Genomic DNA, 25,738 nt, shown 5'->3' on the forward strand with positions numbered 1-25,738 from the left:
ACCCCCAAAGGGAGTGTACCGCACCACCGCCGCGTGGACCGCCGCTCCCGTCGTATCCCGTGTGGTCAGCCGCACCGGGACGCTGCTCGGCGTCACGCCCAACGCCGGCCGCGACATCGACGAGCGCGAACTGCTCCCGCTGATCTGGACGGGACCCGATCCTAAGCTGGGCGCCGAATGAAACTCGGCGCGCTGACCGGCGGAGAGGAAAGCGCCGTCGTCACCGGGTTCGCGATCGATCACCGCAAGGTCGCTCCCGGAACTGTTTTCGGCGCATTCGAGGGCGCCCGCGTCAACGGCGAGGACTTCATTCCCGCCGCTGTGAAGGCCGGCGCGGTGGCGATCGTCGCGCGGCCCGAGGTGGTGGTCGAGGGCGCGCTGCACATCGCCGACATCAATCCGCGCGAGCGTTTCGCGCGGCTGGCGGCGAAGTTCTTCGCGCCGTTTCCCGGGACCGCGGTGGCGGTGACCGGTACCAACGGCAAGACCTCGACGGTCGAGATGACGCGGCAATTGTGGCGGATGGCGGGGCATCATGCGGCCTCGATCGGCACGCTCGGGGTGACCACGTCCGACGATACCGTCTCGACCGGGCTGACCACGCCCGATGTCGTCACCTTCCTCGCCAACGTCGCGGGGCTGGCGCGCGAGGGCGTGACGCATGTGTCGTTCGAGGCCTCGTCGCACGGGCTCTCGCAATATCGCACCGAAGGGCTGCCGGTGCGGGCGGCGGCGTTCACCAACCTGAGCCGCGATCACCTAGATTATCATGGCGACATGGCGGCCTATTTCCATGCCAAGCTCCGGCTGTTCGCTGATGTACTCGACATGGACGGCGCCGCGGTGGTCTGGGCCGACGATCCGCATGCGATGCGCGTGGAAGAGCTCGCCCGGATGCGCGGCAACAAGCTGATCACGGTGGGCGAGCATGGCGAGACGCTCAAGCTGGTGGCACGCGATCCGACCTTGCTGGGGCAGGGGCTGACGATCGAGGCGGGAGGCGCGACGCACAAGGTGATGCTGCCGTTGATCGGCGCCTATCAGGCCGCGAACGCGCTGACCGCGGCAGGGCTGGTGATCGCTACCGGGGGCGATGTCAGCGCGACGCTGGCCAATCTCGCGCGGCTGCAGCCGGTGCGCGGGCGGCTCGAGCGCGCGGTGATCACGCGCAGCGGCGCGCCGGTTTATGTCGATTACGCGCACACGCCGGATGCGCTCGAAGCGGCGATCGCGGCGCTCAAGCCGCACACCAGCGGCCGGCTGATCCTCGTCTTCGGTGCCGGCGGCGACCGCGACACCGGCAAGCGCGAGCCGATGGGACAGGCCGCGGCCGCGGGTGCGGACGTGGTGATCGTCACCGACGATAATCCGCGCGGCGAGGATCCGGCGGCGATCCGCGCCGAAGTGCTCAAGGGCGCTCCGGATGCCACCGAGATCGGGGGCCGGCGCGAGGCGATCGCGGCGGCGGTGACGATGGCGGAAGCCGCGGATATCGTGCTGATCGCCGGCAAGGGACACGAACAAGGCCAGATCGTCGGCGACCGCGTGCTTCCTTTCGACGATGTGAGCGTTGCCCGGGAATGCGCGGCGTGACACTCTGGACTTCCGACGAGATTGCAAACGCCACCGGCGGCAAGGCTTCGGCGCCGTTCGACGCCACCGGCGTGACCTTCGATTCCCGCGAAGTCGGTCCGGGCGACCTGTTTCTCGCGCTCAAGGGCGAGACCACCGACGGGCATCGCTTCCTCGACCAGGCGTTCGCACAGGGTGCGGCCGGAGCGATAGTTTCCGAAGCTACGCCGCATCCGCATGTGCTGGTGGGCGACACGACCGCTGCGCTCGACGCGCTCGGCACGGCGGCGCGCGCCCGCATGAACGGCAAGGTGATCGGCGTCACCGGATCGGTCGGTAAGACCGGGACCAAGGAGGCCTTGTTCGCCGCGCTCGACCGGGTCGACCCGGGCTGCGCGCATCGTTCGGTGAAGAGCTACAACAACCATACCGGCGTGCCGCTGAGCCTCGCCCGGATGCCGCGCGACGCGCGGTTCGGCGTGTTCGAGATGGGGATGAACCACGCGGGCGAGCTGGCGCAGCTCACCCGGCTGGTGTGCCCGCATGTCGCGATGGTCACCACGATCGCGCCGGCGCATATGGGCTTCTTCGCCAGCGAGGAGGCGATCGCGGACGCCAAAGGCGAGATATTCCAGGGGCTCGAGCCCGGCGGGACGGCTATCGTGCCATTCGACAGCCCCTATCGCGACCGGCTGATCGCTGCTGCGAAGCCGCACGCCGGCCGGATCGTCACCTTCGGGCTGGGCGACGGCGCCGATTTCCGCGCAGTCGAGCGGATGCGGACACGCACCGGCGGGACCTTCGTCACGGCGCGCTTCGATGTGCGCGAGCTGAGCTTCACCATCTCGCAGCCGGGCGAACACTGGGTCTCGAATGCGATGGCGATCCTCGCGGCGGTCGACGCTGCGGGCGGCGACCTGGAAATGGCGGGGCTCGCGCTCGCCGAGATGGGCGGGCTCGCGGGCCGCGGCGCGCGTCTCGTCGCTGAGCTGCCGGACGGCGAGGCGCTGGTGATCGACGAAAGCTACAACGCCAACCCGACCTCGATGCGCGCGACCTTGGCGGTGCTCGCCAACGAGCCGGGCCGGAAGATCGCCGTGCTCGGCGAGATGCGAGAGCTGGGCGAGCATTCGGACGCCTATCATGCCGGGCTCGCCGAGCCGATCGAGGCGGCGGGCGTCAGCTATGCCATCCTCGTCGGCGAGGCGATGGGCGCGCTGGCGAATGCGCTTGAGGGCAAAGTGGATTTCGTCCATGTGCCCGACGCCGCAACCGCGCGCGAACGGCTGAATGCCGTGCTGGCGCCGGGCGATGCGGTCCTCGTGAAAGGCTCGAACGGCGTGCGTCTCTCGACGGTCGTGGCGGCATTGGCGGAAAGGGCGATGGCCTGATGCTTTACTGGATCGCCGAACAGCTGGGCTTCCCCGGGCTGCTCAACCTCATCCGTTATCAGACGTTCCGTACCGGTGCCGGGGTCGCGACCGCTCTATTGATCGGGCTGATCATCGGCCCCCGTTTCATCGGATGGCTGCGCGTCCGCCAGGGCAAGGGGCAGCCGATCCGCAGCGACGGACCGCAGAGCCATCTCGCCAAGCGCGGCACGCCGACGATGGGCGGGCTGATGATCCTGACCAGCCTGATGATCTCGCTGTTCCTTTGGATGAACCTCTCCAATCCTTTGGTCTGGGCGTGCATGTTCGTCACCTTCGGCTTCGGCGCGATCGGTTTCCTCGACGATTACGACAAGGTGCGCAAAGCGAGCACTGCGGGCGTTTCTGGCCGGGTTCGGCTGCTCGGCGAGTTCGTCATCGCGGGCATCGCCAGCTGGGTGATCATCTCGCAAACCGGGACCCAGCTCTATGTGCCCTTCTTCGCCTGGATCCACCCCGATCTCGGCTATTTCTACATCGTCTTCGCCGCATTCACGATCGTCGCGTTCGGCAACGCAGTGAACCTCACCGACGGGCTCGACGGACTGGCGACAATGCCGGTGGTGATTGCCAGCATTGCGTTCATGCTGCTGGCCTATCTGGCCGGAAACAAGGTGTTCGCGACCTATCTCGGCATTCCGCACGTGCCCGGTGCCGGCGATCTGGCGATCATGTGTGGCGCGATCATCGGCGCGGGGCTCGCGTTCCTGTGGTTCAATGCGCCCCCGGCGGCGGTGTTCATGGGCGATACCGGCAGCCTCGCTTTGGGCGGCGCGCTCGGGGCGATTGCGGTGACGACGCATAACGAACTGGTGCTCGGCATTGTCGGCGGGCTGTTCGTCGTCGAGGCGCTGAGCGTCATCATCCAGGTGTTCTTCTTCAAGCGTACCGGCAAGCGCGTCTTCAAGATGGCGCCGATCCACCACCATTTCGAACAGCTCGGCTGGTCGGAGCCGACGGTGGTGATCCGCTTCTGGATCATCGCGTTCGTACTGGCGCTGGCGGGGCTCTCGACGCTGAAGCTGCGGTGATCACGAGCACGGCCTGGCGCGGCAAACGCTATGCGGTGCTCGGGCTTGCGCGGTCGGGGCTGGCGACGGTCGACGCGCTGCTGGCGAGCGGGGCACGTGTGACGGCGTGGGACAGTAGCCCGAAGCAATTGGAGCCCCTGGAGAAACGATTCTTCGTCCCCGGCGATCCCTTGGGGAGTTGGTGGATCAACGCAGAGGCGGGCGCCTTTCTGGAGCTCGCCGATCCGCTCGAAACCGACCTGACCGGGTTCGAGGCGGTCGTGGTTTCCCCGGCGTTCCGCTCAACACGCATCCGATCGCCGCAAAGGCCCGCCAGGCCGGCGTCCCCGTCATCGGTGATATCGAGCTGTTCGCGCAGGCGCGCGCCGCACTCCCGCCGCACAAGGTCGTCGGGATCACCGGCACCAACGGCAAATCGACCACTACTGCGATGATCGACCATATCTGCCGTACCGCGGGGCTGCCGAGCCTCGCCGGCGGCAATATCGGGCTGCCGATCCTCGGACGCGATCCGCTCCCCGCGGGCGGCGTCTATGTGCTCGAACTGTCGAGCTATCAGATCGACCTGACCTTCAGCCTGGACTGCGACGTCGCGGTCTTGCTCAATCTCACGCCGGACCATCTCGACCGCTATGACGGGTTCGAAGGATACGCCGCCTCCAAGGCGCGCCTGTTCGAGATGCAGTCGAAGGGGCATGCCGCGGTGATCGGCCTCGGCGACGCGCCCTCGGCTGCCATCGCGCGGCAGGTGGCGGTCTCGGGCCGCAGCGAGGACCTCCACAAGATCGCGCCCGGTGTGTGCATGGACCAGTCCCGCTGGCCGGCGCTGCAGGGGCCGCACAACGCCCAGAACGCGCTTGCCGCGATCGCCGCGTGCGAGGCGCTGGGCATCGACAACGCCGCGATCGACAAGGGGCTCGAGACTTTCCCCGGCCTGCCGCACCGGATGGAACGCGTCGCGACGAAAAACGGCGTGCTGTTCGTCAATGACAGCAAGGCGACAAACGCCGATTCCACCACCCCGGCGCTCTCGGCCTATCCGCGCGTCCACTGGATCCTCGGCGGGTTGGCCAAGACCGACAGCCTCGAGGCGTGCCGGCCCGGCTTCGGTCACATCGTCAAGGCCTATACCATCGGCGATGCGGGCGAATTGTTCGCTTCGCTCCTCGAAGGCGAGATGCCGGTCGAGCGTTCTGGTACGCTCGAAGCCGCGGTGAAGAGCGCCGCCGCGCAGGCCCGGCCCGGCGACACCGTTTTGCTTTCCCCGCCTGCGCCTCGTTCGACCAGTTCAAGGATTATGAGGCGCGCGGCCAGGCGTTCCGCGATGCCGTGGCTGCGCTCGGATGAGCGAAGCCGCCGACACCGAACGACCGAATGGCGACGTCCGCCGCCGCGTGAGCAAGCAGCTCGGCCGCGCCAACACGTCGCGCGCGGGCATGTGGTTCTGGGAAGTCGATCGCGTCCTGCTGCTGCTCGCGATGCTGCTGATCGCGATCGGGCTGGTCGCCGTCGCCGCGGCATCGCCCGCGACCGCGCGGCGCTATTCGGACGCGACGCACATCATGCCGGCGATGCACTATTTCTGGCGCCAGCTGATGTGGGTGTGCCTGTCGGTGCCGGTGCTGATCGGCGTGTCGATGCTGCCGGTCACCGTTGCGCGCCGCTTCGCGCTGGTCGGCGCGGCGGTGTTCCTGGTGCTGCTCGCACTGGTGCCGATCATCGGCTCCGAGACCAACGGCGCGCGGCGCTGGCTCGATCTCGGGGTCTCCGATCTCCAGCCTTCCGAGTTCCTCAAGCCCTTCTTCATCGTCGCGACGGCGTGGATGCTGTCGTTCCGCGCCAAGGATCCCGAGCTGCCGGTGCTGTTCATCACCGGCGGGATGACTGCGGTGATCGCAGTGCTGCTGATGCTCCAGCCCGATTTCGGCCAGACCATCATCTTCGGCACCGTCTGGCTGATCCTGCTGACCATCTCGGGCATTTCGGCGCTGGCGATCGGCGGGCTGATCGGCACGGCGATCGCAGGCGTGGTCGCGGCCTATCTGTTCTACGATACGGCGCACACGCGGATAAACAACTTCCTGTTCCCCACCAAGGAAGCCGCGCTCGTCGACCGCTATCAGGTCGAGATGGCGCACCAGACGTTGAGCGCGGGCGGCCTCACCGGCGCAGGCCCCGGCAGCGGGCAGGTCAAGTTCAAGCTGCCCGAGGCGCATACCGATTACATCTTCTCGGTGATCGGCGAGGAATTCGGGCTGATCTCGTGCGCGGTGATCGTCCTGCTCTATGCCGCGATCGTGATCCGGGTGTTCATGAAGATGCTCGACGAGGAGGACGCATTCCGCCTGCTCGCCGCCTCGGGGCTGGCGGCGCAGTTCGGCGTGCAGGCGCTGATCAACATGGCAGTGAATACCGGCATTGCGCCGTCCAAGGGCATGACCTTGCCGTTCATCAGCTATGGCGGGTCGTCGATGATCGCGCTGTCGATCGGCTACGGGTTGCTGCTCGCCTTCACGCGCCGAAACCCGTATCTGAAGCGCTCGCCATATACGGGTCGGTGGAGCAAGGGATGACGAATTCGCGCAGCTATGTTCTGGCAGCTGGCGGCACCGGGGGCACATGGTGCCCGCCGCCGCGCTCGCGGCCGAGCTGGCGAGCCGGGGGCACAAGGTCTCGCTGGTCAGCGACGATCGCGGGGTGCGCTTTCCGGGACTGTTCGACGAAATCGATACGCATGTGCTGCCTGCCGGAAGGCTGGGCGGCGGGCCGCTCGGCTATATCCGCGCGGCGGGGCGTATCATGGCGGGACGATCGATGGCGCTGCGGCTGTTCAAGGAGCTGCGTCCGTCGGCGGTGATCGGCTTCGGCGGCTATCCCGCTTTGCCGACCTTGCTGGCGGCATTCCGGGCGGGCGTGCCGACCGTGATCCACGAGCAGAATGCCGTGCTCGGGCGGGTCAATCGCTTCGTCGCCGGAAGAGTGTCGGCAATCGCCACTTCCTACGACGAAGTCGAACGGATGAAGCCCCGCTGGGAGGGCAAGACGCACTTGATCGGCAATCCGGTGCGCGAAGCGGTGCTGGCATTGCGCGATCGGCCCTATCCGATCGTCGACGAGGAGGAATCTTCCGCGTGCTGGTCACCGGCGGCAGTCAGGGCGCGACGGTGCTCAGCCGGGTGGTGCCCGACGGGCTCGCCTTGCTCCCCGTCCATTTCCGCCGCCGGCTGCAGGTCACGCATCAGGCGCGGATCGAGGATATCGACGCGGTGCGCGCCAAATATCAGGCGCACGGCATCCCCGCCGACGTCTCGACCTACATCACCGACATGCCCGAGGCCCTGGCCTGGGCGCATATCGTCATCGCCCGCGCCGGCGCGTCGACGATCGCCGAGCTGACTGCGGCGGGCCGTCCGGCGATCCTCGTGCCGCTGCCCAGCGCCACCGACGATCACCAGACTGCCAATGCCCGCGAGATCACCAATGCCGGCGGCGCGCGCACGATCTCGCAGCGCGCCTTCAACGCCACCGAGCTCGCCAAGCAGATACAGAAGCTCGGGCTCGACGGGCAGGCGCTGGAGAATGCCGCGGCACGCGCCAAGAGCGTCGGCCGCCCGCACGCCGCGAGCGACCTTGCCGATCTCGTCGAATCGATTCATGCCCCGACTGCACCGATCAAGGTGCGCCGCGCGGCAATCCAGGGAAGGCTCGCTCACGCATGAGGTTTTTGGCGCATGAAGGGTGTCGCAACCGATATCGGCACGATCCATTTCGTCGGGATCGGCGGCATCGGCATGTCGGGTATTGCCGAGGTGATGCATAACCTCGGCTACAAGGTGCAGGGCTCGGACGTCGCCGAAGGCTATGTCGTGCAGGGGCTGCGCGATCGCGGCATCCCGATCGAGATCGGCCACAAGGCCGAGAATATCGGCGAAGCGGCCGTGGTGGTGGTCTCCACCGCGATCGTGCGGACCAATCCCGAGGTCGAGGCCGCCTATGCGCGCCGCGTGCCGGTGGTGCGCCGCGCCGAGATGCTCGCCGAGCTGATGCGGCTGAAGTCCACCGTCGCGGTGGCCGGGACGCACGGAAAAACCACGACGACGTCGATGGTCGCGGCGTTGCTCGACGCGGGCGGGGTCGACCCGACCGTGATCAACGGCGGGATCATCAACCAATACGGCTCCAATGCCCGGCTCGGCGACAGCGACTGGATGGTCGTAGAGGCCGATGAGAGCGACGGCAGCTTCCTGCGCCTGGACGGAACGATCGCGGTGGTCACCAATATCGATCCCGAGCATCTCGATCACTACGGCAGCTTCGAGCGCGCCAAGGATGCCTATGTCGAGTTCGTCGAGAACGTACCCTTCTATGGCGCGGCCTTGCTCTGCCTCGACCATCCCGAAGTACAGGCGATCATTCCCCGCGTCCGGGACCGGCGGATCATCACTTATGGCTTCGCCGCCAGCGCCGATGTGCGCGGAGTGAACGTGACGCCGCATTCGGGCGGCAATCGCTTCGAGGCGATCATCCGCAATCGCGACGGCACCGTTCGCTCGATCGAGAATATCGAGCTGCCGATGCCCGGCCGCCACAACGTCCAGAACGCGCTCGCCGCGATCGGCGTCGCGCTCGAACTCGGCATTCCCGACGTGACCATCCAGAAGGGCTTCGCGCGCTTCGGCGGGGTCAAGCGCCGCTTCACCAAGGTGGGCGAGACGCAGGGCGTGACGGTGATCGACGATTACGGGCACCACCCGGTCGAGATCCGCGCGGTGCTCGCGGCGGCGCGCGAGAGCGCCGAGGGCAGGGTGATCGCGGTGGTCCAGCCGCATCGCTATTCGCGGCTCGGCAATTTGATGGACGACTTCGCGCAGGCCTTCAATGACGCCGACATGGTGCTGGTGACACCCGTGTACGCAGCCGGGGAGGAGCCGGTCGAAGGCGTCAACTCCGAGGCGCTGGTCGACGGAATCCAGCGGCGCGGACACCGCTCGGCAGCAGCGGTCGCCGATGCCGAGGCGCTGGCGCGCACCCTCGCCGAAGTGACGGTGCCGGGCGACATGGTAGTATGCCTCGGCGCCGGCGACATCACCAAATGGGCCGCGGGCCTCGCTCCGGCGATCGAGGCGGCGCGGCAGGAGGTCGCGGCTTAAGTGAGCGTCTGCTATGCCCTTCCACCTGTCCGCGGAAAACTGACGCACGGCGCGCCGCTTGCCCCACTGGTGTGGTTCAAGAGCGGCGGCGCGGCGGAATGGCTCTTCGAGCCTGCCGATGCCGATGATCTCAGCGACTTCCTCTTCGCGCTCGATCCCTCGGTGCCGGTCATGGGGCTGGGGCTGGGCTCGAACATGATCGTACGCGACGGAGGGGTGCCGGGTGTCGTGGTGCGGCTGGGCAAACCCTTTGCGACCGTGGAGCAGCTGGATTCGACGACGCTCAAATGCGGCGGCGGTGCGTCGGGCATCCTGGTCTCGTCGAAGGCGCGCGATGCAGGGATCGGCGGCGTCGAGTTCCTGCGCTCGATCCCGGGCACCGTCGGCGGGTTCGTGCGGATGAATGGCGGCGCCTATGGCCGCGAGACCAGCGACGTGCTGATCGAATGCGAAGTCGTGCTGCGTTCCGGAGAGCGCAGGGTCCTACCGCTGGACGCGCTCGGCTATACCTATCGCCACAGCGAGCTTCCGCGTGGCGCGATCGTGGTGAGTGCCACCTTTCGTGGCCATGTCGATGAGCCGGCGGCGATCCAGGCGGAGATGGATCGCATCGCTGCCGCGCGCGAAGAATCGCAGCCGCTGCGCTCCAGGACCGGCGGCTCGACCTTCAAGAACCCCGAGGGGAACAAGGCGTGGGCGCTGATCGATGCGGCGGGCTGTCGCGGATTGCGGCGGGGCGATGCGCAGGTCAGCGAAAAACACTGCAATTTCCTGCTCAATCTGGGCAATGCTGCATCCGCCGACATCGAGGCATTGGGCGAGGACGTCCGCGCAAAGGTGAAGGCGCAGTCCGGCGTCGCGCTGGAGTGGGAAATCCAGCGGGTCGGCATGTTTGCCGACGACGCCATCGAAGAGCGTATCGGGGTTGAGAAGTGAATTTGATTTTCCGTCATCCCGGCGAAGGCCGGGATCCAGAGCCAGGCACCCTGTCGCTCGTGACCCTGGGCCCCGGCCTTCGCCGGGGTGACGAGAAGGAGGCTCCTCATGGCTGATGCCCTCCACGTCGCCGTCCTCATGGGCGGATGGTCCGCCGAGCGCGAGGTTTCGTTGATGTCGGGGAACGGCATCGCGGACGCGCTCGAAGAGCTCGGCCATAAGGTCAGCCGTGTCGACATGGACCGCGACGTTGCGGTGAAGCTCGCCGAACTCAAACCCGATATCGTGTTCAACGCGCTGCACGGCACGCCCGGCGAGGACGGGACGGTGCAGGGCACGCTCGACCTGATGGGCTTGAAGTACACACATTCCGGCCTCGTCACCTCGGTGATCGCAATCGACAAGCAGCTCACCAAGCAGGCGCTGGTGCCGCACGGCATTCCGATGCCCGGCGGGCGGATGGTGCGCAGCGAGGAACTGTACCAGCGCGATCCCTTGCCGCGGCCCTATGTGCTCAAGCCCGTCAACGAAGGTTCGTCGGTGGGCGTGGCGATCGTCACTGCCGAGGGCAATTACGGCAATCCGATCGGGCGCGACGTGCGCGGGCCGTGGCAGGAGTTCGACGAACTGCTCGCCGAACCCTTTATCCGCGGGCGCGAGCTGACCACCGCAGTGCTCGGCGATCAGGCGCTCGGCGTGACCGAACTCAAGCCCAAGAGCGGCTTCTACGATTATGACGCCAAATATACCGACGGGCTGACCGAGCACATCTTTCCCGCCGACATCCCCGAGGACGTCGCCGATGCCTGCAAGCGGATCGCGCTCGATGCGCATCGGCTGCTCGGCTGCAAGGGATGTTCGCGCTCGGACTTTCGCTGGGACGATAGCCAGGGTGTCGATGGCCTCTTCCTGCTCGAGGTCAACACCCAGCCGGGCATGACTCCGCTCAGCCTCGTGCCCGAACAGGCGCGGCATCTCGGCATCTCCTATGCCGAGCTCGTCCAGCGCATCGTGGACGAAGCGCTTTGAGCCGCAGGCCCGCCCAGCAACGCACCGCAACCCGGCGGGGGCGGCGCCGAAGAAGCGCAAGGGCAATTCGCGGCGGCCCAAGCGGCCCAGCCTGCTCGATCAGGCGGTCGCGGCGCTGCCGTTCAGCCAGGCGACGCTCACGCGCATCGCGACATGGAGCATCGTCGGCACCGTCGGCGCGGTAGCGCTGGGCGTGGCGACATGGTTCGGCGTGCCGGCGATGGCCGGGGTCGCGATCGCCAATGTGGTGGGCGATGCCGGGCTCAAGGTCGACGAAATCCAGATCGACGGCATCAAGCGCATGGACAAGATGACCGTCTACACGCAGGCGCTCGATCAGGATTCGCGCGCCATGCCCCTGGTCGATCTCGCTTTGGTCCGCGAGCGGCTGCTCAGATATCCCTGGGTCAAGGACGCGCGCGTCTCGCGCCGGCTGCCCAACACGCTGCGCATCTTCATCATCGAGCGCGAGCCTGCCGCGATCTGGCAGAACCACGGCCAGCTGATGCTGGTCGATCCCACCGGCGTGCCGCTCGAGCCCGTGTCGAGCGACGCGATGCCCGATCTGCCGTTGCTGATCGGCGAGGGCGCCAATGCGCAGGAACCCGCGCGGAAAAAGCTGCTCGACGCGGCGCCGGCGATCAAGCCGCTGGTCAAGGCAGCGACCTGGATCGGCAACCGCCGCTGGGATTTGACCTTCGCCAGCGGCGAGAAGCTCCAGCTTCCCGAGGGCGAGGAGGATGCCGCCAAGTCCCTACGCAAATTCGCCGAGTTGGACGCGGCGCAGGGTCTGCTACGGAAAGGCACAATCCGCTTCGACATGCGAGTGCCGGGGAATATGGTGATGCAGCGACCGTTGGGGCAAACGGCCACGACCAGCGTTGGGACGGGGGAATAGACGATGGCCAAGGCAGTACCTGAAGGACTGATCACCGCGCTCGACGTGGGGTCGTCCAAGGTCTCGGCACTGATCGCGCAGCGTTCGGACGACGGCCAGCTCGTCGTGCTCGGCACCGGCCAGCGCGAAAGCCGCGGCGTCAAGCGTGGCTATGTCGCCGACATGCACGCCACCGAGCTCGCGATCCGCGAAGCGGTCGAGCAGGCGGAGCGCATCGCCGGCACCAATATCGAGGATGTCTGGGTCAGTTTCTCGGCTGGGGGCTGCTCTCCGACGTCGTCAAGCTCGAAGCCGATCTCGGCGGCCACCGCGTCGAGCAGTCCGATATCGACGAACTGCTCAAGGCCGGCCGCGACGCGATCGATCCGCAGGGCAAGATGGTGCTCCACGCCCAGCCGACCTGCTACACGATCGACGGCCTCGCCGGGGTCAAGCGCCCGCTCGGGCTGCATGCCGACCGGCTCGGCATCGACATTCATGTCGTCTCGACCGAAGGTTCGCCGGTCCGCAACCTCGATCTGTGCGTCCGCTCGGCGCATCTCGAGGTCCGCTCGATCATCGCCGCGCCCGTCGCGACCGGCCTCGCTTGCCTCACCGACGAGGAGCGCGAACTGGGCGTTGCGCTCGTCGAGATCGGCGCGGGCGTGACCAATGTTTCGGTATTCGCGGGCGGCGTGCTCGCCGGCCTTGCTTCGATCCCCATGGGCTCGGCCGACATCACCGACGACATCGCCTCGGCATTCGGCACTGCGCGCACCTGGGCCGAGCGCACCAAATGCTTCCACGGCTCGGCCAATCTCAGCCCGCGCGACAATCACGAGATGATCGACGTGCAGCCCGCGATTCCCGACGAGGGCGCCGAGGGCCCGCGCATCACCAAGGCGCAGCTCAACGCGACGATCCGCCAGCGGCTCGAGCGGCTGATGACCGAGATCCAGAAGGAGCTGCGGAAGCTGGGCTTCCAGGACCCCATCGGTCGCCAGATCGTCCTCACCGGCGGTGGCGCGGAGCTGAAGGGCATCGCCGATTATGCGCAGCAATCGCTGGGCAATGCCGTGCGCATCGGCCGGCCCAAGGGCTTGATCGCGTTGCCGGAGGCACATGCCGGCCCCGCCTTCGCGACGCTGGCTGGTCTCGCGCGCTTCGCCGCTGCCGATCCGATCGATCTGCGCGCGCTCGAGCCCTCGAGCCACCAGATGGTCACCAAAGCCAGCCCGGGCGCGCTTCTTCAGCGCCTGATGACGGCGTTTCGGTCGAATTATTAAAGAAATACGACCGGCAGGTCTGTTTCCACTAGAGTCGTTCGGGCCCTTGGTGCATCACAGGGTCAATGGGTGCCGCTCCAGCGCGATCGCGGCGCCAGGGAGATTATGGAATGAGCATCGAATTTTTGCCGGCTGACGTCGATGAGCTGACGCCCAAGATCACGGTGATCGGCGTTGGCGGCGCGGGCGGCAACGCGATCGCGAACATGATCCGCGCCGATGTGCTGGGGGTCGAGTTCCTCGTCGCGAACACCGACGCACAGGCGCTCAAACAGTCGTCGGCCGGACATCGCATCCAGCTGGGTGCGAAGATCACACAGGGTCTCGGCGCGGGCTCGCGTCCCGAAATCGGACGCGCCGCGGCCGAAGAGACAATCGATCAGGTCCAGAAGGCGCTCGAAGGCGCGCATATGTGCTTCATCGCGGCGGGCATGGGCGGCGGCACCGGCACCGGCGCCGCGCCGGTGATCGCCAAGGCTGCGCGCGACATGGGCATCCTGACCGTCGGCGTGGTCACCAAGCCGTTCGCCTTCGAAGGCCGCCGCCGCCAGCAATCGGCGGATGCCGGCATCGAAGAGCTGCAGAAATATGTCGACACGCTGATCGTCATCCCCAACCAGAACCTGTTCCTGATCGCCAACGCCAACACGACGTTCAAACAGGCGTTCGAGATGGCGGACGAAGTGCTGCAGCAGGGTGTCCGCGGGATCACCGATCTGATGGTCATGCCGGGCCTGATCAACCTCGACTTCGCCGACGTCCGCTCGGTGATGCAGGAAATGGGCAAGGCGATGATGGGCACCGGCGAAGCCGAGGGCGACGATCGCGCGCTGATGGCGGCGCAGAAGGCGATCGCCAACCCGCTGCTCGACGGCGTATCGATGAACGGCGCCAAGGGCGTGATCGTCTCGATCACCGGCGGCGAGGACATGCGCCTGCTCGAAGTCGACGAAGCTGCGAACCATATCCGCGAGCTGGTCGACGAGGACGCCAACATCATCTGGGGCTCGGCGTTCAATCCCGATCTCGAAGGCAAGATCCGCGTGTCGGTCGTCGCGACCGGTATCGATGCCGACGCCCAGGCGCGCGCTGCGCCGGCTGTCGAACAGCCGCGGGTATTCTCCTTCTCGACACCGCGCCGCAACGCCGCCGCGGCTGCGGCTGAGCCGGTTGCCGCCGAGGTTGCTCCGGAGCCTGGTTACGAAGCGGAAGTGCAGCAGCCGGAAGAAGCGCCGCTCGTGCTCGAGGCCCCGGAAGTGCCCGAGGCCGAAGCGCTGGACGAGCCGGTGGCGAGCTATGACGAAGCGGGAGATTCCGACGAGCTCCTGCTCGGCGAGGGCAGCGCAATGCCGATCGAGGAGCCTGCGGTCGACGAAGCGCCTGCGCCCGATCCGACCAGCCGCCGCCGCTGGCTGACCGGCGGGAGTGACGAGGAACCCGCTCCCGAAGCCAAGCCGGCCGGACGTCGCGCCGGCGGCACCTTGTTCGAGCGCATGGCTTCGCGCGGGGCCGCCCGGACCGGCGAAGACGACGACAAGGATCCGCTTGATATCCCGCGGTTCCTGCGCAGCCAGAACAACCAGTAAGGGCATTCGTCGCCGGCCGCTCTCGCTTCGGCGGGCGGCCGGCGACGCGTCATTGGCGGTTCAGCCAATCGCGCCTTTAGCTGATCCCGAATGAAGCAGATCTCGCTCCCTGCGCATGGTCGCGCTGGCACTGGCCCTCTCCACCGGCGTGGGTGCCGCGCCTGCGCTCGCCCAGACGGGGTTCGTCCCCGCCGCCAATCCCGACGCCGACCGCCTCGCGCAGGAGATGCGCGTGCTCGCGGCAGACCCGCGCGACGTGCGTGCGCTGCTGGAGGCGGGAAACCTGAGCGCGCGACTGGGCGACACCGCGGCGGCGCTTGCCTTTTTCGCGCGGGCCGAGACGATCGATCCCACCAATCCGCGCATCCTATCCGGCCGCGGCTCGACGCTCGTCCGGATGGAGCGGCCCGGCGAAGCGCTGCGGCTGTTCCAGACCGCCGAGGCGCGCGGGCTGCCGGCGCGCGAATATGCCGCCGATCGCGGCTTCGCCTATGATCTGCTCGGCCAGCCGGTGCTGGCGCAGGCCGATTACAAGCTCGCGCTGCAAGGCGAGCGCGACGACGAGACGGTGCGTCGTTACGCGCTGTCGCTCGGCATCGCCGGTCATGTCGAGGAAGCGATGCGCCAGCTCGATCCGCTATTGCGCAAAGCGATCGCGCGGCGTGGCGCGCGCGGGCCTTCACCCTGGCGATGAACGGCGATATCCCGGGCGCGGAGCGGATTGCGACGAGTATGATGCCCGGGAATATGGGGGCGTCGCTGGCGCCCTTCTTCCGCAGGCTCGCCAATCTCGCGCCCGCCGACCGCGCCTTTGCCGTGCATTACGGCCAGTTCTCGCCGACCGCGGCGCGGCTCGCCGATGCGCGGTTGGCGCCGGCGCTGCCGCGTTATGTTCCCGCGCCGGCGCGTCCGGTTCAGATGGCGCAGGCGCAGCCCGTCCGCGCGCCCGAAGCTGCGGCGCCGCAGAGCCGAGACCGTCGTTCGCGCCGCGAGCGCGAACGTGACGCGCGCGGTCTGGTCCCGCTGCCGACGCCGCGCCCGACCGCGCCGGTGCAGACTGCTGCCGCCGCGCCGTTGCCCGGCCCGCCCCCGCGCCACGGCAGGAAGCGCCGATGGTCCAGCCGCTCCCGGCGCCGCGCGCGGAGGAGATCGACGCGTCGATCCGCGAAACGCCGGCGCCGGTCCAGATGGCGCGTCGCGAGACACCGCCACCCGAACGCAGCCCGATCGCCGCCGCCGGCCAGGGCGGGCCTGCCGCCGCATCCACCAGCGACACCGCGCGTACCGAAACTGCGCAACCGTCGCCTACGCCCGCGCCGACCACGGTCTCCGCAACCCCGGCACCGCAGCCGACGGCCGCGCTTCCCGAGAGCGCACGTCCTCCGGAGAGCCAGCCCGCGGCGCAGCCCGTGGCGGTAGCGGCAAAGCCCGAACCCGCCCCGCCGGGACCGGTGCGGGTAGGGCAGGAGGATTCAGTGCTCGCCGCGATCGTCGCCGGCATCACTATCCCCGGCGAGGAATTGCAGATCGTCACGGCGACTCCGGTCGATCTGCCTCCCGAGCCGGCGCGCGTCGCCGCGGCTGCGCCCGAAGTCGCGCGACCGACACCGAAGCCCGAGGCAAGGCCTCCTGCGGCCAAGCCCAAGCCTGAGCCGGTTAAACCCGAACCTGCAAAGGGCAAGGACGCGAAGACCGAAACTGCCAAGGTCGATCCAAAGTCGAAGAAGCCCGATCCCGCCAAGCCTGATCCCAAGGCCGCGAAGAAGCCGGATCCGAAGGCCAAGGCCGAGCCCGCCCGCGTCTGGGTCCAGGTCGCCGGCGGTGCGAACCAGGCGAGCCTGTCCAAGGCTTGGCAGGCAGTCGTCGCCAAGGCGCCCACGCTCAAGGCCAAATCGGGCTGGTGGACGCCGCTGCGCGCCACCAATCGCGTGCTGACCGGACCGTTCAAGACCGCCGCGGAGGCGCAGGCCTTCGTCAATACGCTCGGCAAGTCGGGGGTGTCGGGCTTCGTCTTCACCAGCGAGGCCGGGCAGAAGGTGACCAGGCTCGGGGCCGAGTGACGCGATGAGGCGCGGGCAGAATCGAACCCTTCGACAAGCGCGCGCCGACCCGCTAGTGCCGCCTGCGTGAAAGCGACTTCCTCCTGGGCGAGCACACCGGAACAGAGCCGCGGCCGCTTCCATCAAGAACAAGGCGGGACTGTCCGCGGGCCGCGTGACGCCTTCCAGCGCGATCGCGACCGGATCATCCATTCGATCAGCTTCCGTCGCCTGCGCCACAAGACCCAGGTCTTCATGGCACCGGACGGCGACCATTTTCGCGTGCGGCTGACCCACAGCCTCGAAGTCGCGCAGATCGGACGGACGATCGCCCGGGCGCTGGGGCTCAACGAGGACCTGACCGAGGCTTTGTGCCTTGCGCACGATATCGGCCATCCGCCTTTCGGCCATGCCGGCGAGGATGCGCTGGAGGCGGCGCTCGCGGGGCAGGGCGGCTTCGATCATAACGGCCATACGCTGCGCACCTGACCGAGCTCGATCGGCCCTATCCCAGCTGGAACGGGCTTAATTTGACCTGGGAGACGCTCGAAGGCCTCGCCAAGCATAACGGACCGGTCGTGCGCCCGGAATGGGCGCTGGCCGCGGCCGACGCGCAGTTCCCGCTGGAATTGGGCGATTGGCCCTCGCTCGAGGCGCAGGTCGCGGCGCTGGCCGACGACATCGCCTATGACAATCACGACATCGATGACGGCCTGCGCGCCGGTCTGCTGAGCCTCGATCAGCTGATGCAGGTGCCGATGATCGCCGAGGGCTGGCGCCAGGTCGAGGCGAAGTTTCCCGGCGTGCCCGCGAAACGGCTGATCGGCGAACTTATCCGTTCGCAGATCGGGGCGATGGTCAACGACCTGATCGTGTCGACGCAGGCGCGGCTGGCAGAGGGCGGGATCGAGACCGCAGCGGAGGTGCGTGCGGCGGGGCGCTGCCTCGTGACGTTCTCGGATACGATGCGCGAGGCCGAGCGCGGGCTCAAGCGGTTCATGTACGCCAATCTATATCATCATCCGAGCCAGATGGCGGCCGCCGAGGCGGCGCATGGCGTGGTGGCGGGGCTGTTCGCGGCCTATGTCGCGGATCCGGGGCAAATGCCGGTGGAATGGCGCGAGGCGCTGCCGGCGGAGGGGCCGTGGCGGAGCCGGCACATCGCCGACTTCATCGCCGGGATGACCGATCGCTATGCGATCGCGCGCTACAAGGAGGCCGTCGGCCCGATCGCGCTGCCCGAAGGGTTCTGACGCGTAAAACGGGGCCTCCGCCAGCCGGCGAAGGCCCCTGGTTCGATCAGCGTTGGGCGACGAAGACGGCGCCGGCCTCTTCGCGCTTCGGCGTGCGGAACGAGACGCGCGCGCCGCCGGCATAGCCGTTGACCCAATCGCCCTTGACGACGAGGCGGAACTTGCCCCCTGCGAGGCCTTGCCCTCGAGCACCAGACCGTCGCCGCTCTGCGTCGAGGTATAGGCATAAGTGACGCCCTCATGCGTGAACACGCGATCCTTGGCGAAGGCGGGGGCGGCGAAAGCGATGGTGGCTGCAGCGGCAGCGATAAGAAGCTTGTTCACGATCTATCTCCTTCAAAAACCTCGAAAGAGCCAGACCGGCATCCCTGTTGTATCTTGTTCTGTTCTTGAAGTCAGAATGCTGCGCTGCAACATGAACGGCAATCGCAAAGTGCGGTAGGCATGGTTGCAATCCGTGCAAGAATCGCGACGAGCCGAAAAGGTGACAAACTTCTGCGACAAGTCGTGCGTATTCAACGGACAGGTTGCGAGAAGGTGATTGCCATGGCGAAGGCAAGCGTTGCGCTCAATCGGTTCGGCCTCGGCGGTCGCCCGGGCGACGCGCCGGGAGCGGATCCGGCGCATTGGGTGCTCGACCAATTCGATCGCTACGAAGCCCGGCCGCAAGCGATCGCCGCACTCGCCCCGAGTAGCCGCATCGCGAGCGATCTCGCCGATTATCTCCGCGAAGTCCGGCTTCTCCAGCGTGAGAAGCGCAACAACGCACTCGCGAAACCCGCGATGGAGACCGAGCCGGCGATGCGCGGCTCGGCGATGCAGCCGATGGTGATGTCCGCGGAGGAAAAGGCGGACGATCCCATCGCGCAGGCGCGCCGCCGGGCCCGGGAGCAGGGACGCGATCATTATGCGAATGCGGTCTCGGCGCGGGCGCTGACCGCGCTCAATTCGCCGGCGCCTTTCGTCGAGCGGCTGGTACATTTCTGGAGCAATCACTTCGCAGTGTCGGCCGACCAGCTGACGATGTTCGGCCTCGCCGGCAGCTTTGAGTTCGAGGCGGTGCGGCCGCACGTGCTGGGCAAGTTTGGCGACATGCTCCACGCCGTCGAGCGCCACCCGGCGATGCTGGTCTATCTCGACCAGGCGCAGTCGGTCGGGCCGAACAGTCCGTTCGGGCAGGCGGGAGCGCGGCGCCGGCAAAAGGCCGGGCTCAACGAGAATCTCGCGCGTGAGATACTGGAGCTGCACACGCTGGGGGTGCGCACCGGCTACAGCCAGGCCGACGTCACCGAATTCGCCCGGGCGATGACGGGCTGGACCGTCGCCGGGCTGGGGAGGGACAGGGGCCCCGATTATGCCGACGCGGGCGCGGCGGGCAGCTTCGTCTTCGCGCCGCAGCTGCACGAGCCGGGCATGCGAACCATCCTCGGCAAAAGCTGGGGACAGCAAGGCGGGGCGCAGGCGGCCGCCGTGCTCGACCTGCTTGCCACGCATCCGGCAACTGCGCGGCATATCGCCACCAAGCTCGCCCGCCATTTCGCCGGGGACGAGCCGCCGCCGGCGTTGGTCGGCAAGCTCGAGACCGCGTTCCTGCGCTCGGACGGTGATTTGCCGACGGTCTACCGTGCATTGGTCGAAGCACCCGAATGCTGGGTGGCCCGGCCGGTCAAGTTCAAGTCGCCCTGGGAGTGGACGATCTCGGCACTGCGCGGGCTCGGCGCGCAGCAGCTTCCCCGATGGCGATGAACGGGCTGATGACTCAGCTCGGCCAGCCGGTGTGGAAGCCGGGCTCGCCTGCCGGCTGGGACGATGTCGCGGGGAGCTGGGCCGGGCCCGACGCGATCATGCGCCGCGTCGAGGCGGCCGAGCGGCTGGCGCAGCGGACGCGCGATACGGTGGACGCCCGCCAGCGCGCCGCCGAGCTCTTTCCCGATGCGTTGAGCGAAAGCACCGCGCAATCGATCGCGCGGGCCGAAAGCCCGGGGCAGGGCGTTGCGCTGATGCTCGTCGCCCCCGAATTCATGCGGAGATAGGCCATGCTCAACCGTCGCAGCTTCGTGGCACTCGGCGCCTCCGCGGTCCTCACCTCGGCCTTCGGGACGCGGATGGCGCTCGCCCGGGCGGCGACCGAACGCCGTTTCGTCTTCATCATCCAGCGCGGTGCGGCCGATGGGCTGGGCACGCTGGCCCCGATCGGCGATCCCGCCTTTGCGGCGCAGCGTGGCGTGCTGGCACAGGATTTCGCCACTGCGCCCAAGCTCGATTCCACGTTTGCGCTGCACCCGGCGATGACCAACACCCTTGGCCTTTGGCAGGCGAAGCAGGCGTTGTTCGTCCACGCGGTCGCCTCGCCTTATCGCGAGCGCTCGCATTTCGACGGGCAGAACGTGCTCGAGACCGGCGGCAGCAGCGCCTATGCGCTCAAGGACGGCTGGCTCAACCGGCTGCTGTCGCTGCTCCCCGCCGACGATAGAGCGATCGCGCTCGCGGCGACGATCCCGATGGCGTTGCGCGGCCCGGTCGAAGTGGCGAGCTATGCGCCCTCGGCGCTGCCCGACGCGTCGGACGATCTGCTCGCCCGCGTCACGACCATGTATCGCGACGATCCCCAGCTCCACGCGATCTGGGAGCAGGCGACCGCGACGCGGATGCTGACCAGCGATCTCGCCCAGGACAATGGCCGCAACGCCGCCGCGACCGGTGCGCTGGCCGCCAAACTGCTCACTGCCGAGGGCGGATCGCGGATCGCGATGATCGAGACCGGCGGCTGGGACACGCATGCCCAGCAACGCGGCCGCCTGACCGGGCAGCTCAAGGGGCTCGACGCGATGGTGGGGGCGATCCAGCAGGGGCTGGGGCCGCTCTGGGCCGACACGATGGTGGTGGTGGCGACCGAGTTCGGCCGGACGGTGAAGGTCAACGGCACCCAGGGCACCGATCACGGCACTGGCTCGCTGGCGATGCTGATGGGCGGCGCGGTGCAGGGCGGCCGGGTTGTCGCCGATTGGCCGGGGCTGGGCGACGCGGCTTTGTACGAAGGGCGCGATCTGCGGCCGACGACGGGGCTGGATACGCTGATCAACAGCGCGGTCGCTTCGCATTTCGACCTGGCGCCGACGCGGACGGCACAGAAGCTCTTCCCCGACATGAAGAGTGCGGGTGTGCTCAAGGATCTGGTGCGCGCCTGAGCCGGGGGTGGCGAGGCGTTGCCCGATTGACCGCTTGACGTGATTGTGTCGACGGGTTTCGCCCCAAAAGTCAGTCGTTCGGGTCGGCGCTCGCGTCGCCCCACTTGCGGACATTTGCCGGGGAGGCGATCATACTGCGATGAATGGCGACCTTTGGACTTACGCCGAGTGGGAAGAGAACACGGTCGACAAGATCGTGACCAAGGGCCTGTCCGCACCCGAAGAGCATCGCGCCGACTACCTCCGCGTGCAGATCAAAGCCGCTGTTCGGCAGGCGCTGCGGCACGGTCAGTCGGGCCGCTCAGAGAGCGAGCCGATCGTCTCCTGAACGTCCGCTAACCACCCACTTCTCGCCGTTCGCGGTCGGCAGCGAACCGGCGGGAAGTGCCCCAAAGCCGTCGCACCGCTTTCCACCAGGCATAGCCTATCGTCTGCAACCTCGAGCCTGGCTTATAGATATCCATAGGATTGCAGCAGAAAGGTCGTGCCCAGCATCCCACCGAACCCTGCTACGGCACAGGCAAGAGCTATAAAATTGCCGAAAAGGGTCAGGCGCTTCTTTTCCGCATCACGCGTCAAGCTTTCCGTTCTCGCTCCGAATATCATCATCGTCAGGCCGAAAATGATCAGCGGCCCCACCAGGAAGGAAGCGAGTGACCAGGTGTTGATCTGAGGAGCACCCTGCTGGGCCAGCCGGAGGCGATCGAAAATGGTGGGCCATGATATCGCAGCGCCGGCCAAAACGCAGGCGAAGCCGGCAAGCCGGGTTTTTACATCGGGATTCATCCATCTCTCCGGTAAAAATGCGCGATCAGAGCTATGCTATCGAGTGACTATTACGCCAGCAATCGTAATTGCTGACCGCAGGCCAACTGGCAGGTTCCCACCCAATCTCGGCCATTCGCATCCAACCGGCCGATCGGCGCCGCCGAACGGCAGAAAGTGGGTGGATAGCGGACGCGGGGCAGACTAGCATTTCGTATGACCGAGCACATTTCCTTCCGCTTTGACTGGGATGATGTCGGGGATGACAGAATTACCGAAGTCCTCGGACTGAACGCAGTCATCATGAATGATGGGTCTGCGCGGTGGGACGCGGTGGCAATCTGCCTTGGCAGCACAGCCGTCATAGTGACGGTGGAGCCAGACACGGACCAAATCATCGTTGCTCGCGAGGCCTGCCCGAGCCGGGACGGATGGGAGCCAATCCCATCGTTTGAGTTCGCCGTTACCAAACCTCTTGGATGGTCTTGGATCGGGATCAATTCTTAAGGGTACAAGGACAGCTTCACCATCGCGGTGGGTGACATTGTGCCAGATGCCCTTCAACCGCGATGCACCTTCCTTGCTGAATCCTCAGGACTTACGTGTTTCGACCTGGTCCCGCGTCGCGCTTGATGTCAGCTCTTGGGGCGTTAGCGGCCATTCCCGAAGTCTGCCCCCGGAATGGCAGCTATCGCCGCTTCCGACCCTAAAAGCTGCCGGTCTGCAAACCCCTTTGCAGACATGCTTGCAATGTAGGATTTCGCCTGACAGCCTCATCGAGCTCTTTGACATCGTAACGCCCCTTTTCATCCTGCTCGTGCGAAAGCAGGAGTATAATGCTGCCTGGTCCACATCCTCCTGGATCGCCTGCGCAGGAACACGGCCGGCCAGAACGATGCAGGCAGTGTGACCTTAGTGTGACCTTTCGCGGCTAACCACCAATGGCCGCCCGCGAGCTGCAATCCCCATCCCAAGCGCCAATTGTCCCCACGCCGCCCATCCGCTAAGGCGCGCGCTCTCGTTCACTGTTGGAACCGCAATGACTCTCTACGTCCGTTTTGCCGCGCACCTTGATGCCGCTCTCGACGCGCTCGTCGCCGCCGGCGACCTGCCGGCGGGGCTGGAGCGACGCGCGGTTACGGTCGAACCGCCGCGCGACGTCACGCATGGCGATCTCGCGACCAACGCGGCGATGGTGCTCGCCAAGCCCGCCGGGACCAATCCGCGTGCGCTGGCGGAGAAGATCGCGGCGGAGCTGGAGAAGCTGGACGAGGTTTCCGCCGTCTCGGTCGCCGGCCCCGGCTTCATCAACCTGACGCTGACCGACGACACCTGGCGCGGCGAGCTGACCGAGATCCTTGCGGCCGAAGGCGATTATGGCCGCTCGACGATCGGCGCGGGGGCGACGGTCAATGTCGAGTATGTCTCCGCCAATCCGACCGGGCCGATGCACATGGGGCATTGCCGCGGGGCGGTGGTGGGCGATGCGCTGGCGTCGCTGCTCGAGTTCGCAGGGCACAAGGTCGTGCGCGAATATTATGTCAACGATGCCGGCGGGCAGGTCGATGTGCTCGCGCGCTCGGCGCACCTGCGCTATCGCGAGGCGCTGGGCGAGACGATCGAGATCCCCGAAGGGCTGTATCCGGGCGAGTATCTGAAGCCGGTGGGCGAGAAGCTCGCCGCCGAATATGGCGACAAATTCGTCGGCAAGCCGGAGAGCGAATGGCTCGACCTGTTCCGCAAGGAAGCGGTCGCGTCGATGCTGGTGATGATCAAGGCCGATCTCGCATTGCTCGGCATCCATCACGACCTGTTCTCGTCCGAGGCGGAACTGCAGGCGGCGGGCAAGCCCGAGGCGGCCGAGGCATGGCTGCGCGAGCGCGATCTTGTCTATGACGGCGTGCTCGAAGCGCCCAAGGGCGAGACGCCCGAGGATTGGGAGCCGGTCGAGCTGCCCCTGTTCCGCGCGACGCAGTTCGGCGACGATCAGGACCGGCCGATCAAGAAGTCGAACGGGCAATGGACCTATTTCGGCGCCGATCTCGCTTATCACTTCCAGAAGGCGCAATCGGCCGACCAGTTGATCGACATCTGGGGCGCCGACCATGCCGGCACGGTCAAGCGGATCGTCGCGGCGGTGCAGGCGCTGACCGGCGGCAAGACGCGGTTCGATGTGAAGCTGGTGCAGATGGTGCGCCTGCTTCGCGCCGGAGAACCGGTGAAAATGTCCAAGCGTTCCGGTAACTTCGTGACGCTTGCCGATGTCGTGAGTGAAGTCGGCAAGGACGTGGTGCGTTTCACCATGCTGACGCGGAAAGCCGATGCCCAGATGGACTTCGATTTCGCCAAGGTGATCGAGGCGTCGAAGGACAATCCGGTCTTCTATGTGAACTATGCCCATGCCCGGATCGCCTCGCTCCATCGCAAGGCGGCGGAGGCCGGGATCGAATGCCCGAGCGCCGATCTGTCCCTGCTTGATACGGAAGAGCTGGCGCTGGTGAAGCTCGCGGCGCAGTTTCCGCGGGTAGTGGAGGGTGCAGCACTGGCGCGCGAACCGCATCGAATTGCCTTTTATCTCTATGATTTGTCGGCTGCTCTGCATGCTCTGTGGAATGTCGGTAACGACCGCCCCGAGCGCCGGTTCCTGCTCGCCGACCAGCCGGGCCTGACCTGCGCGCGGCTCTTCTTGGCGCGCGGCGTCGGACAGATTATCCGTAATGGGTTGGGCCTCATGGGTGTCGAGGCAGTCCAGGAGATGCATTGATGAGCCTGCGTTCGGGCCAGGGCTATGACGAGCAGGATCGCCTTCCCTGGCTGGAGACGGCCGAGGAGGACTATCCGCAGGACCATTCGGTCGCGCGTTTCATGCTGCTCGCGGTGCTCGCGCTGGCGGTGATCGGCACCGCGGTGCTCGGCTATCTGTGGTACCAGCGGACGCAGAATCCGATCAACGGCAATGGCGAGCTGATCAAGGCGCCCGCGGGGGACTACAAGGTCAAGCCCGACGAGCCCGGCGGCATGAAGGCCGAGGGCGAAGGCGATACCGTCTTCGCGACGAGCCAGGGCGCGACGAGCAATTCGAGCATCAATGTCGGCGCGCTTCCCGAGGCGCCGGTGGAAGGAACGCGGGCGAGCGCTCCGGGCGGCGGCACGGCTCCGGGTACGAAGAACGCCAAGCTCGCGATCCCCGGCCCCACCATCGTCGGGCCGAATGCATCCGCCGCGGGGACGAAGCCGGCGGCGCCGCGTCCGGGATCCGGTTCGCTGATCCAGCTCGGCGCCTTCCCCAACGAGGCGGGTGCCAATGTCGCCTGGGTGCGATTGTCGAAGCGGTTCGCCTATCTCGCGCCGCTCGGCAAATCGGTCGAGCGCGGCGAGGCGGCCAATGGCAGCGCCGTCTGGCGGCTGCGCGTCAATGCGGGCAGCAATCCGCAGGCGCGCGACCTGTGCGGGCGGCTGAAGGTCGCCGGCGAGAACTGCTTCATCGCGAATTGAGGCGCGCCCTTCGTTAATGACCAGAGTTCACGCCTGGTCCGGAGGGCGCTCTCGCCGGCGTTAGCGAGCATCTGACGGATTATTCGTGAAGATGTCGGAAT

At 67.1% G+C, this 25,738-nt stretch carries 18 protein-coding genes and 5 pseudogenes; 22 read left to right on the plus strand and 1 reads right to left on the minus strand.

Features of this window, described 5'->3' with window-relative positions:
* The first annotated feature begins 13 nt into the window (after window positions 1-13).
* From PIB19_RS23400 to PIB19_RS00515, 19 genes and pseudogenes are all read left to right on the plus strand, one after another.
* Window positions 14-181 (plus strand): hypothetical protein, encoded by a 168-nt coding sequence (locus PIB19_RS23400; protein WP_443018767.1) that lies wholly within the window; start codon window positions 14-16, stop codon window positions 179-181.
* Window positions 178-1,593 carry a UDP-N-acetylmuramoyl-L-alanyl-D-glutamate--2,6-diaminopimelate ligase gene (locus PIB19_RS00430; RefSeq protein ID WP_271239218.1) on the plus strand — a complete coding sequence of 472 codons (1,416 nt, stop codon included), beginning with the start codon at window positions 178-180 and terminating at the stop codon, window positions 1,591-1,593. The genes PIB19_RS23400 and PIB19_RS00430 overlap by 4 nt, the downstream gene beginning before the upstream one ends.
* Window positions 1,581-2,963 (plus strand): UDP-N-acetylmuramoyl-tripeptide--D-alanyl-D-alanine ligase, encoded by a 1,383-nt coding sequence (locus tag PIB19_RS00435; protein WP_271239219.1) that lies wholly within the window; start codon window positions 1,581-1,583, stop codon window positions 2,961-2,963. The genes PIB19_RS00430 and PIB19_RS00435 overlap by 13 nt, the downstream gene beginning before the upstream one ends.
* Entirely contained in the window at window positions 2,963-4,033 is a 1,071-nt protein-coding gene (gene mraY / locus PIB19_RS00440) for a phospho-N-acetylmuramoyl-pentapeptide-transferase (RefSeq protein ID WP_271239220.1), read from the plus strand. Before PIB19_RS00435 ends, mraY begins: the two co-directional genes overlap by 1 nt.
* A pseudogene (gene murD / locus PIB19_RS00445) lies at window positions 4,030-5,380 on the plus strand (UDP-N-acetylmuramoyl-L-alanine--D-glutamate ligase). The gene mraY and the pseudogene murD overlap by 4 nt, the downstream one beginning before the upstream one ends.
* Window positions 5,377-6,606 carry an FtsW/RodA/SpoVE family cell cycle protein gene (locus PIB19_RS00450; RefSeq protein WP_271239221.1) on the plus strand — a complete coding sequence of 410 codons (1,230 nt, stop codon included), beginning with the start codon at window positions 5,377-5,379 and terminating at the stop codon, window positions 6,604-6,606. The pseudogene murD and the gene PIB19_RS00450 overlap by 4 nt, the downstream one beginning before the upstream one ends.
* Window positions 6,603-7,752: pseudogene (gene murG / locus PIB19_RS00455) on the plus strand (undecaprenyldiphospho-muramoylpentapeptide beta-N-acetylglucosaminyltransferase). The gene PIB19_RS00450 and the pseudogene murG overlap by 4 nt, the downstream one beginning before the upstream one ends.
* 12 nt (window positions 7,753-7,764) lie before the next feature.
* A complete protein-coding gene (gene murC, locus PIB19_RS00460) occupies window positions 7,765-9,183 on the plus strand; it encodes a UDP-N-acetylmuramate--L-alanine ligase (RefSeq protein WP_271239222.1) in 1,419 nt (472 codons plus the stop codon).
* Window positions 9,184-10,119 (plus strand): UDP-N-acetylmuramate dehydrogenase, encoded by a 936-nt coding sequence (gene murB / locus PIB19_RS00465; protein WP_271239223.1) that lies wholly within the window; start codon window positions 9,184-9,186, stop codon window positions 10,117-10,119.
* A 108-nt stretch (window positions 10,120-10,227) separates the two neighbouring features.
* Complete coding sequence (locus PIB19_RS00470) at window positions 10,228-11,148, plus strand: D-alanine--D-alanine ligase (protein ID WP_271239224.1); 921 nt, start codon at window positions 10,228-10,230, stop codon at window positions 11,146-11,148.
* The gene (locus PIB19_RS00475) at window positions 11,108-12,046 is read left to right on the plus strand and encodes a cell division protein FtsQ/DivIB (RefSeq protein ID WP_271239225.1); all 939 of its coding nucleotides are present in this window, start codon (window positions 11,108-11,110) and stop codon (window positions 12,044-12,046) included. Before PIB19_RS00470 ends, PIB19_RS00475 begins: the two co-directional genes overlap by 41 nt.
* Window positions 12,047-12,049: 3 nt before the next feature.
* A pseudogene (gene ftsA / locus PIB19_RS00480) lies at window positions 12,050-13,311 on the plus strand (cell division protein FtsA).
* Between the two features lie 110 nt (window positions 13,312-13,421).
* Window positions 13,422-14,897: a cell division protein FtsZ gene (ftsZ, locus tag PIB19_RS00485; protein ID WP_271239226.1), complete on the plus strand. Its 1,476-nt coding sequence runs from the start codon at window positions 13,422-13,424 to the stop codon at window positions 14,895-14,897.
* 115 nt (window positions 14,898-15,012) lie between these two features.
* Entirely contained in the window at window positions 15,013-15,591 is a 579-nt protein-coding gene (locus tag PIB19_RS00490) for a hypothetical protein (RefSeq protein ID WP_271239227.1), read from the plus strand.
* A gap of 418 nt (window positions 15,592-16,009) precedes the next feature.
* Window positions 16,010-16,957, plus strand: a complete 948-nt coding sequence (locus tag PIB19_RS00495) for an SPOR domain-containing protein (RefSeq protein ID WP_271239228.1) — start codon at window positions 16,010-16,012, stop codon at window positions 16,955-16,957.
* 66 nt (window positions 16,958-17,023) lie between these two features.
* Window positions 17,024-18,189: pseudogene (locus tag PIB19_RS00500) on the plus strand (deoxyguanosinetriphosphate triphosphohydrolase).
* Between the two features lie 546 nt (window positions 18,190-18,735).
* Window positions 18,736-20,222, plus strand: a pseudogene (locus PIB19_RS00505) (DUF1800 domain-containing protein).
* A 3-nt stretch (window positions 20,223-20,225) separates the two neighbouring features.
* Entirely contained in the window at window positions 20,226-21,377 is a 1,152-nt protein-coding gene (locus tag PIB19_RS00510; protein WP_271239229.1) for a DUF1501 domain-containing protein, read from the plus strand.
* A gap of 139 nt (window positions 21,378-21,516) precedes the next feature.
* Entirely contained in the window at window positions 21,517-21,705 is a 189-nt protein-coding gene (locus tag PIB19_RS00515) for a hypothetical protein (RefSeq protein WP_271239230.1), read from the plus strand.
* Between the two features lie 122 nt (window positions 21,706-21,827).
* Here PIB19_RS00515 and PIB19_RS00520 read toward each other — a convergent pair whose 3' ends face one another.
* Window positions 21,828-22,163 (minus strand): hypothetical protein, encoded by a 336-nt coding sequence (locus PIB19_RS00520; RefSeq protein ID WP_271239231.1) that lies wholly within the window; start codon window positions 22,161-22,163, stop codon window positions 21,828-21,830.
* Between the two features lie 282 nt (window positions 22,164-22,445).
* Here PIB19_RS00520 and PIB19_RS23405 point away from each other — a divergent pair, with 282 nt between their 5' ends.
* The 3 genes from PIB19_RS23405 (at window position 22,446) to PIB19_RS00530 (ending at window position 25,637) form a co-directional block, all read left to right on the plus strand.
* On the plus strand, window positions 22,446-22,649 hold the full coding sequence (locus PIB19_RS23405; RefSeq protein WP_443018763.1) for a DUF6334 family protein: 204 nt from the start codon (window positions 22,446-22,448) through the stop codon (window positions 22,647-22,649).
* Window positions 22,650-23,181: 532 nt separating this feature from the next.
* Window positions 23,182-24,906, plus strand: a complete 1,725-nt coding sequence (gene argS, locus PIB19_RS00525) for an arginine--tRNA ligase (protein WP_271239232.1) — start codon at window positions 23,182-23,184, stop codon at window positions 24,904-24,906.
* Entirely contained in the window at window positions 24,906-25,637 is a 732-nt protein-coding gene (locus PIB19_RS00530) for an SPOR domain-containing protein (RefSeq protein ID WP_271239233.1), read from the plus strand. The genes argS and PIB19_RS00530 overlap by 1 nt, the downstream gene beginning before the upstream one ends.
* The last annotated feature ends 101 nt before the right edge of the window (window positions 25,638-25,738 follow it).

It is taken from the genome of Sphingomonas sp. 7/4-4 (assembly GCF_027941955.1).
Taxonomy (GTDB): domain Bacteria; phylum Pseudomonadota; class Alphaproteobacteria; order Sphingomonadales; family Sphingomonadaceae; genus Sphingomonas.

What these genes read in the sequence shown, in the direction of transcription:
- ftsZ (WP_271239226.1), top strand. Translation starts at nt 13,422, where the DNA reads ATGAGCATCGAATTTTTGCCGGCTGACGTCGATGAGCTGACGCCCAAG.
- PIB19_RS00495 (WP_271239228.1), top strand. Translation starts at nt 16,010, where the DNA reads ATGGTCCAGCCGCTCCCGGCGCCGCGCGCGGAGGAGATCGACGCGTCG.
- PIB19_RS00435 (WP_271239219.1), top strand. Translation starts at nt 1,581, where the DNA reads ATGCGCGGCGTGACACTCTGGACTTCCGACGAGATTGCAAACGCCACC.
- mraY (WP_271239220.1), top strand. Translation starts at nt 2,963, where the DNA reads ATGCTTTACTGGATCGCCGAACAGCTGGGCTTCCCCGGGCTGCTCAAC.
- PIB19_RS23405 (WP_443018763.1), top strand. Translation starts at nt 22,446, where the DNA reads ATGAATGATGGGTCTGCGCGGTGGGACGCGGTGGCAATCTGCCTTGGC.
- argS (WP_271239232.1), top strand. Translation starts at nt 23,182, where the DNA reads ATGACTCTCTACGTCCGTTTTGCCGCGCACCTTGATGCCGCTCTCGAC.
- PIB19_RS00450 (WP_271239221.1), top strand. Translation starts at nt 5,377, where the DNA reads ATGAGCGAAGCCGCCGACACCGAACGACCGAATGGCGACGTCCGCCGC.
- PIB19_RS00470 (WP_271239224.1), top strand. Translation starts at nt 10,228, where the DNA reads ATGGCTGATGCCCTCCACGTCGCCGTCCTCATGGGCGGATGGTCCGCC.
- PIB19_RS00430 (WP_271239218.1), top strand. Translation starts at nt 178, where the DNA reads ATGAAACTCGGCGCGCTGACCGGCGGAGAGGAAAGCGCCGTCGTCACC.
- PIB19_RS00475 (WP_271239225.1), top strand. Translation starts at nt 11,108, where the DNA reads ATGCCGAGCTCGTCCAGCGCATCGTGGACGAAGCGCTTTGAGCCGCAG.
- PIB19_RS00530 (WP_271239233.1), top strand. Translation starts at nt 24,906, where the DNA reads ATGAGCCTGCGTTCGGGCCAGGGCTATGACGAGCAGGATCGCCTTCCC.
- PIB19_RS00490 (WP_271239227.1), top strand. Translation starts at nt 15,013, where the DNA reads ATGGTCGCGCTGGCACTGGCCCTCTCCACCGGCGTGGGTGCCGCGCCT.
- PIB19_RS00515 (WP_271239230.1), top strand. Translation starts at nt 21,517, where the DNA reads ATGAATGGCGACCTTTGGACTTACGCCGAGTGGGAAGAGAACACGGTC.
- murC (WP_271239222.1), top strand. Translation starts at nt 7,765, where the DNA reads ATGAAGGGTGTCGCAACCGATATCGGCACGATCCATTTCGTCGGGATC.
- PIB19_RS00510 (WP_271239229.1), top strand. Translation starts at nt 20,226, where the DNA reads ATGCTCAACCGTCGCAGCTTCGTGGCACTCGGCGCCTCCGCGGTCCTC.
- PIB19_RS00520 (WP_271239231.1), bottom strand. Translation starts at nt 22,163, where the DNA reads ATGAATCCCGATGTAAAAACCCGGCTTGCCGGCTTCGCCTGCGTTTTG.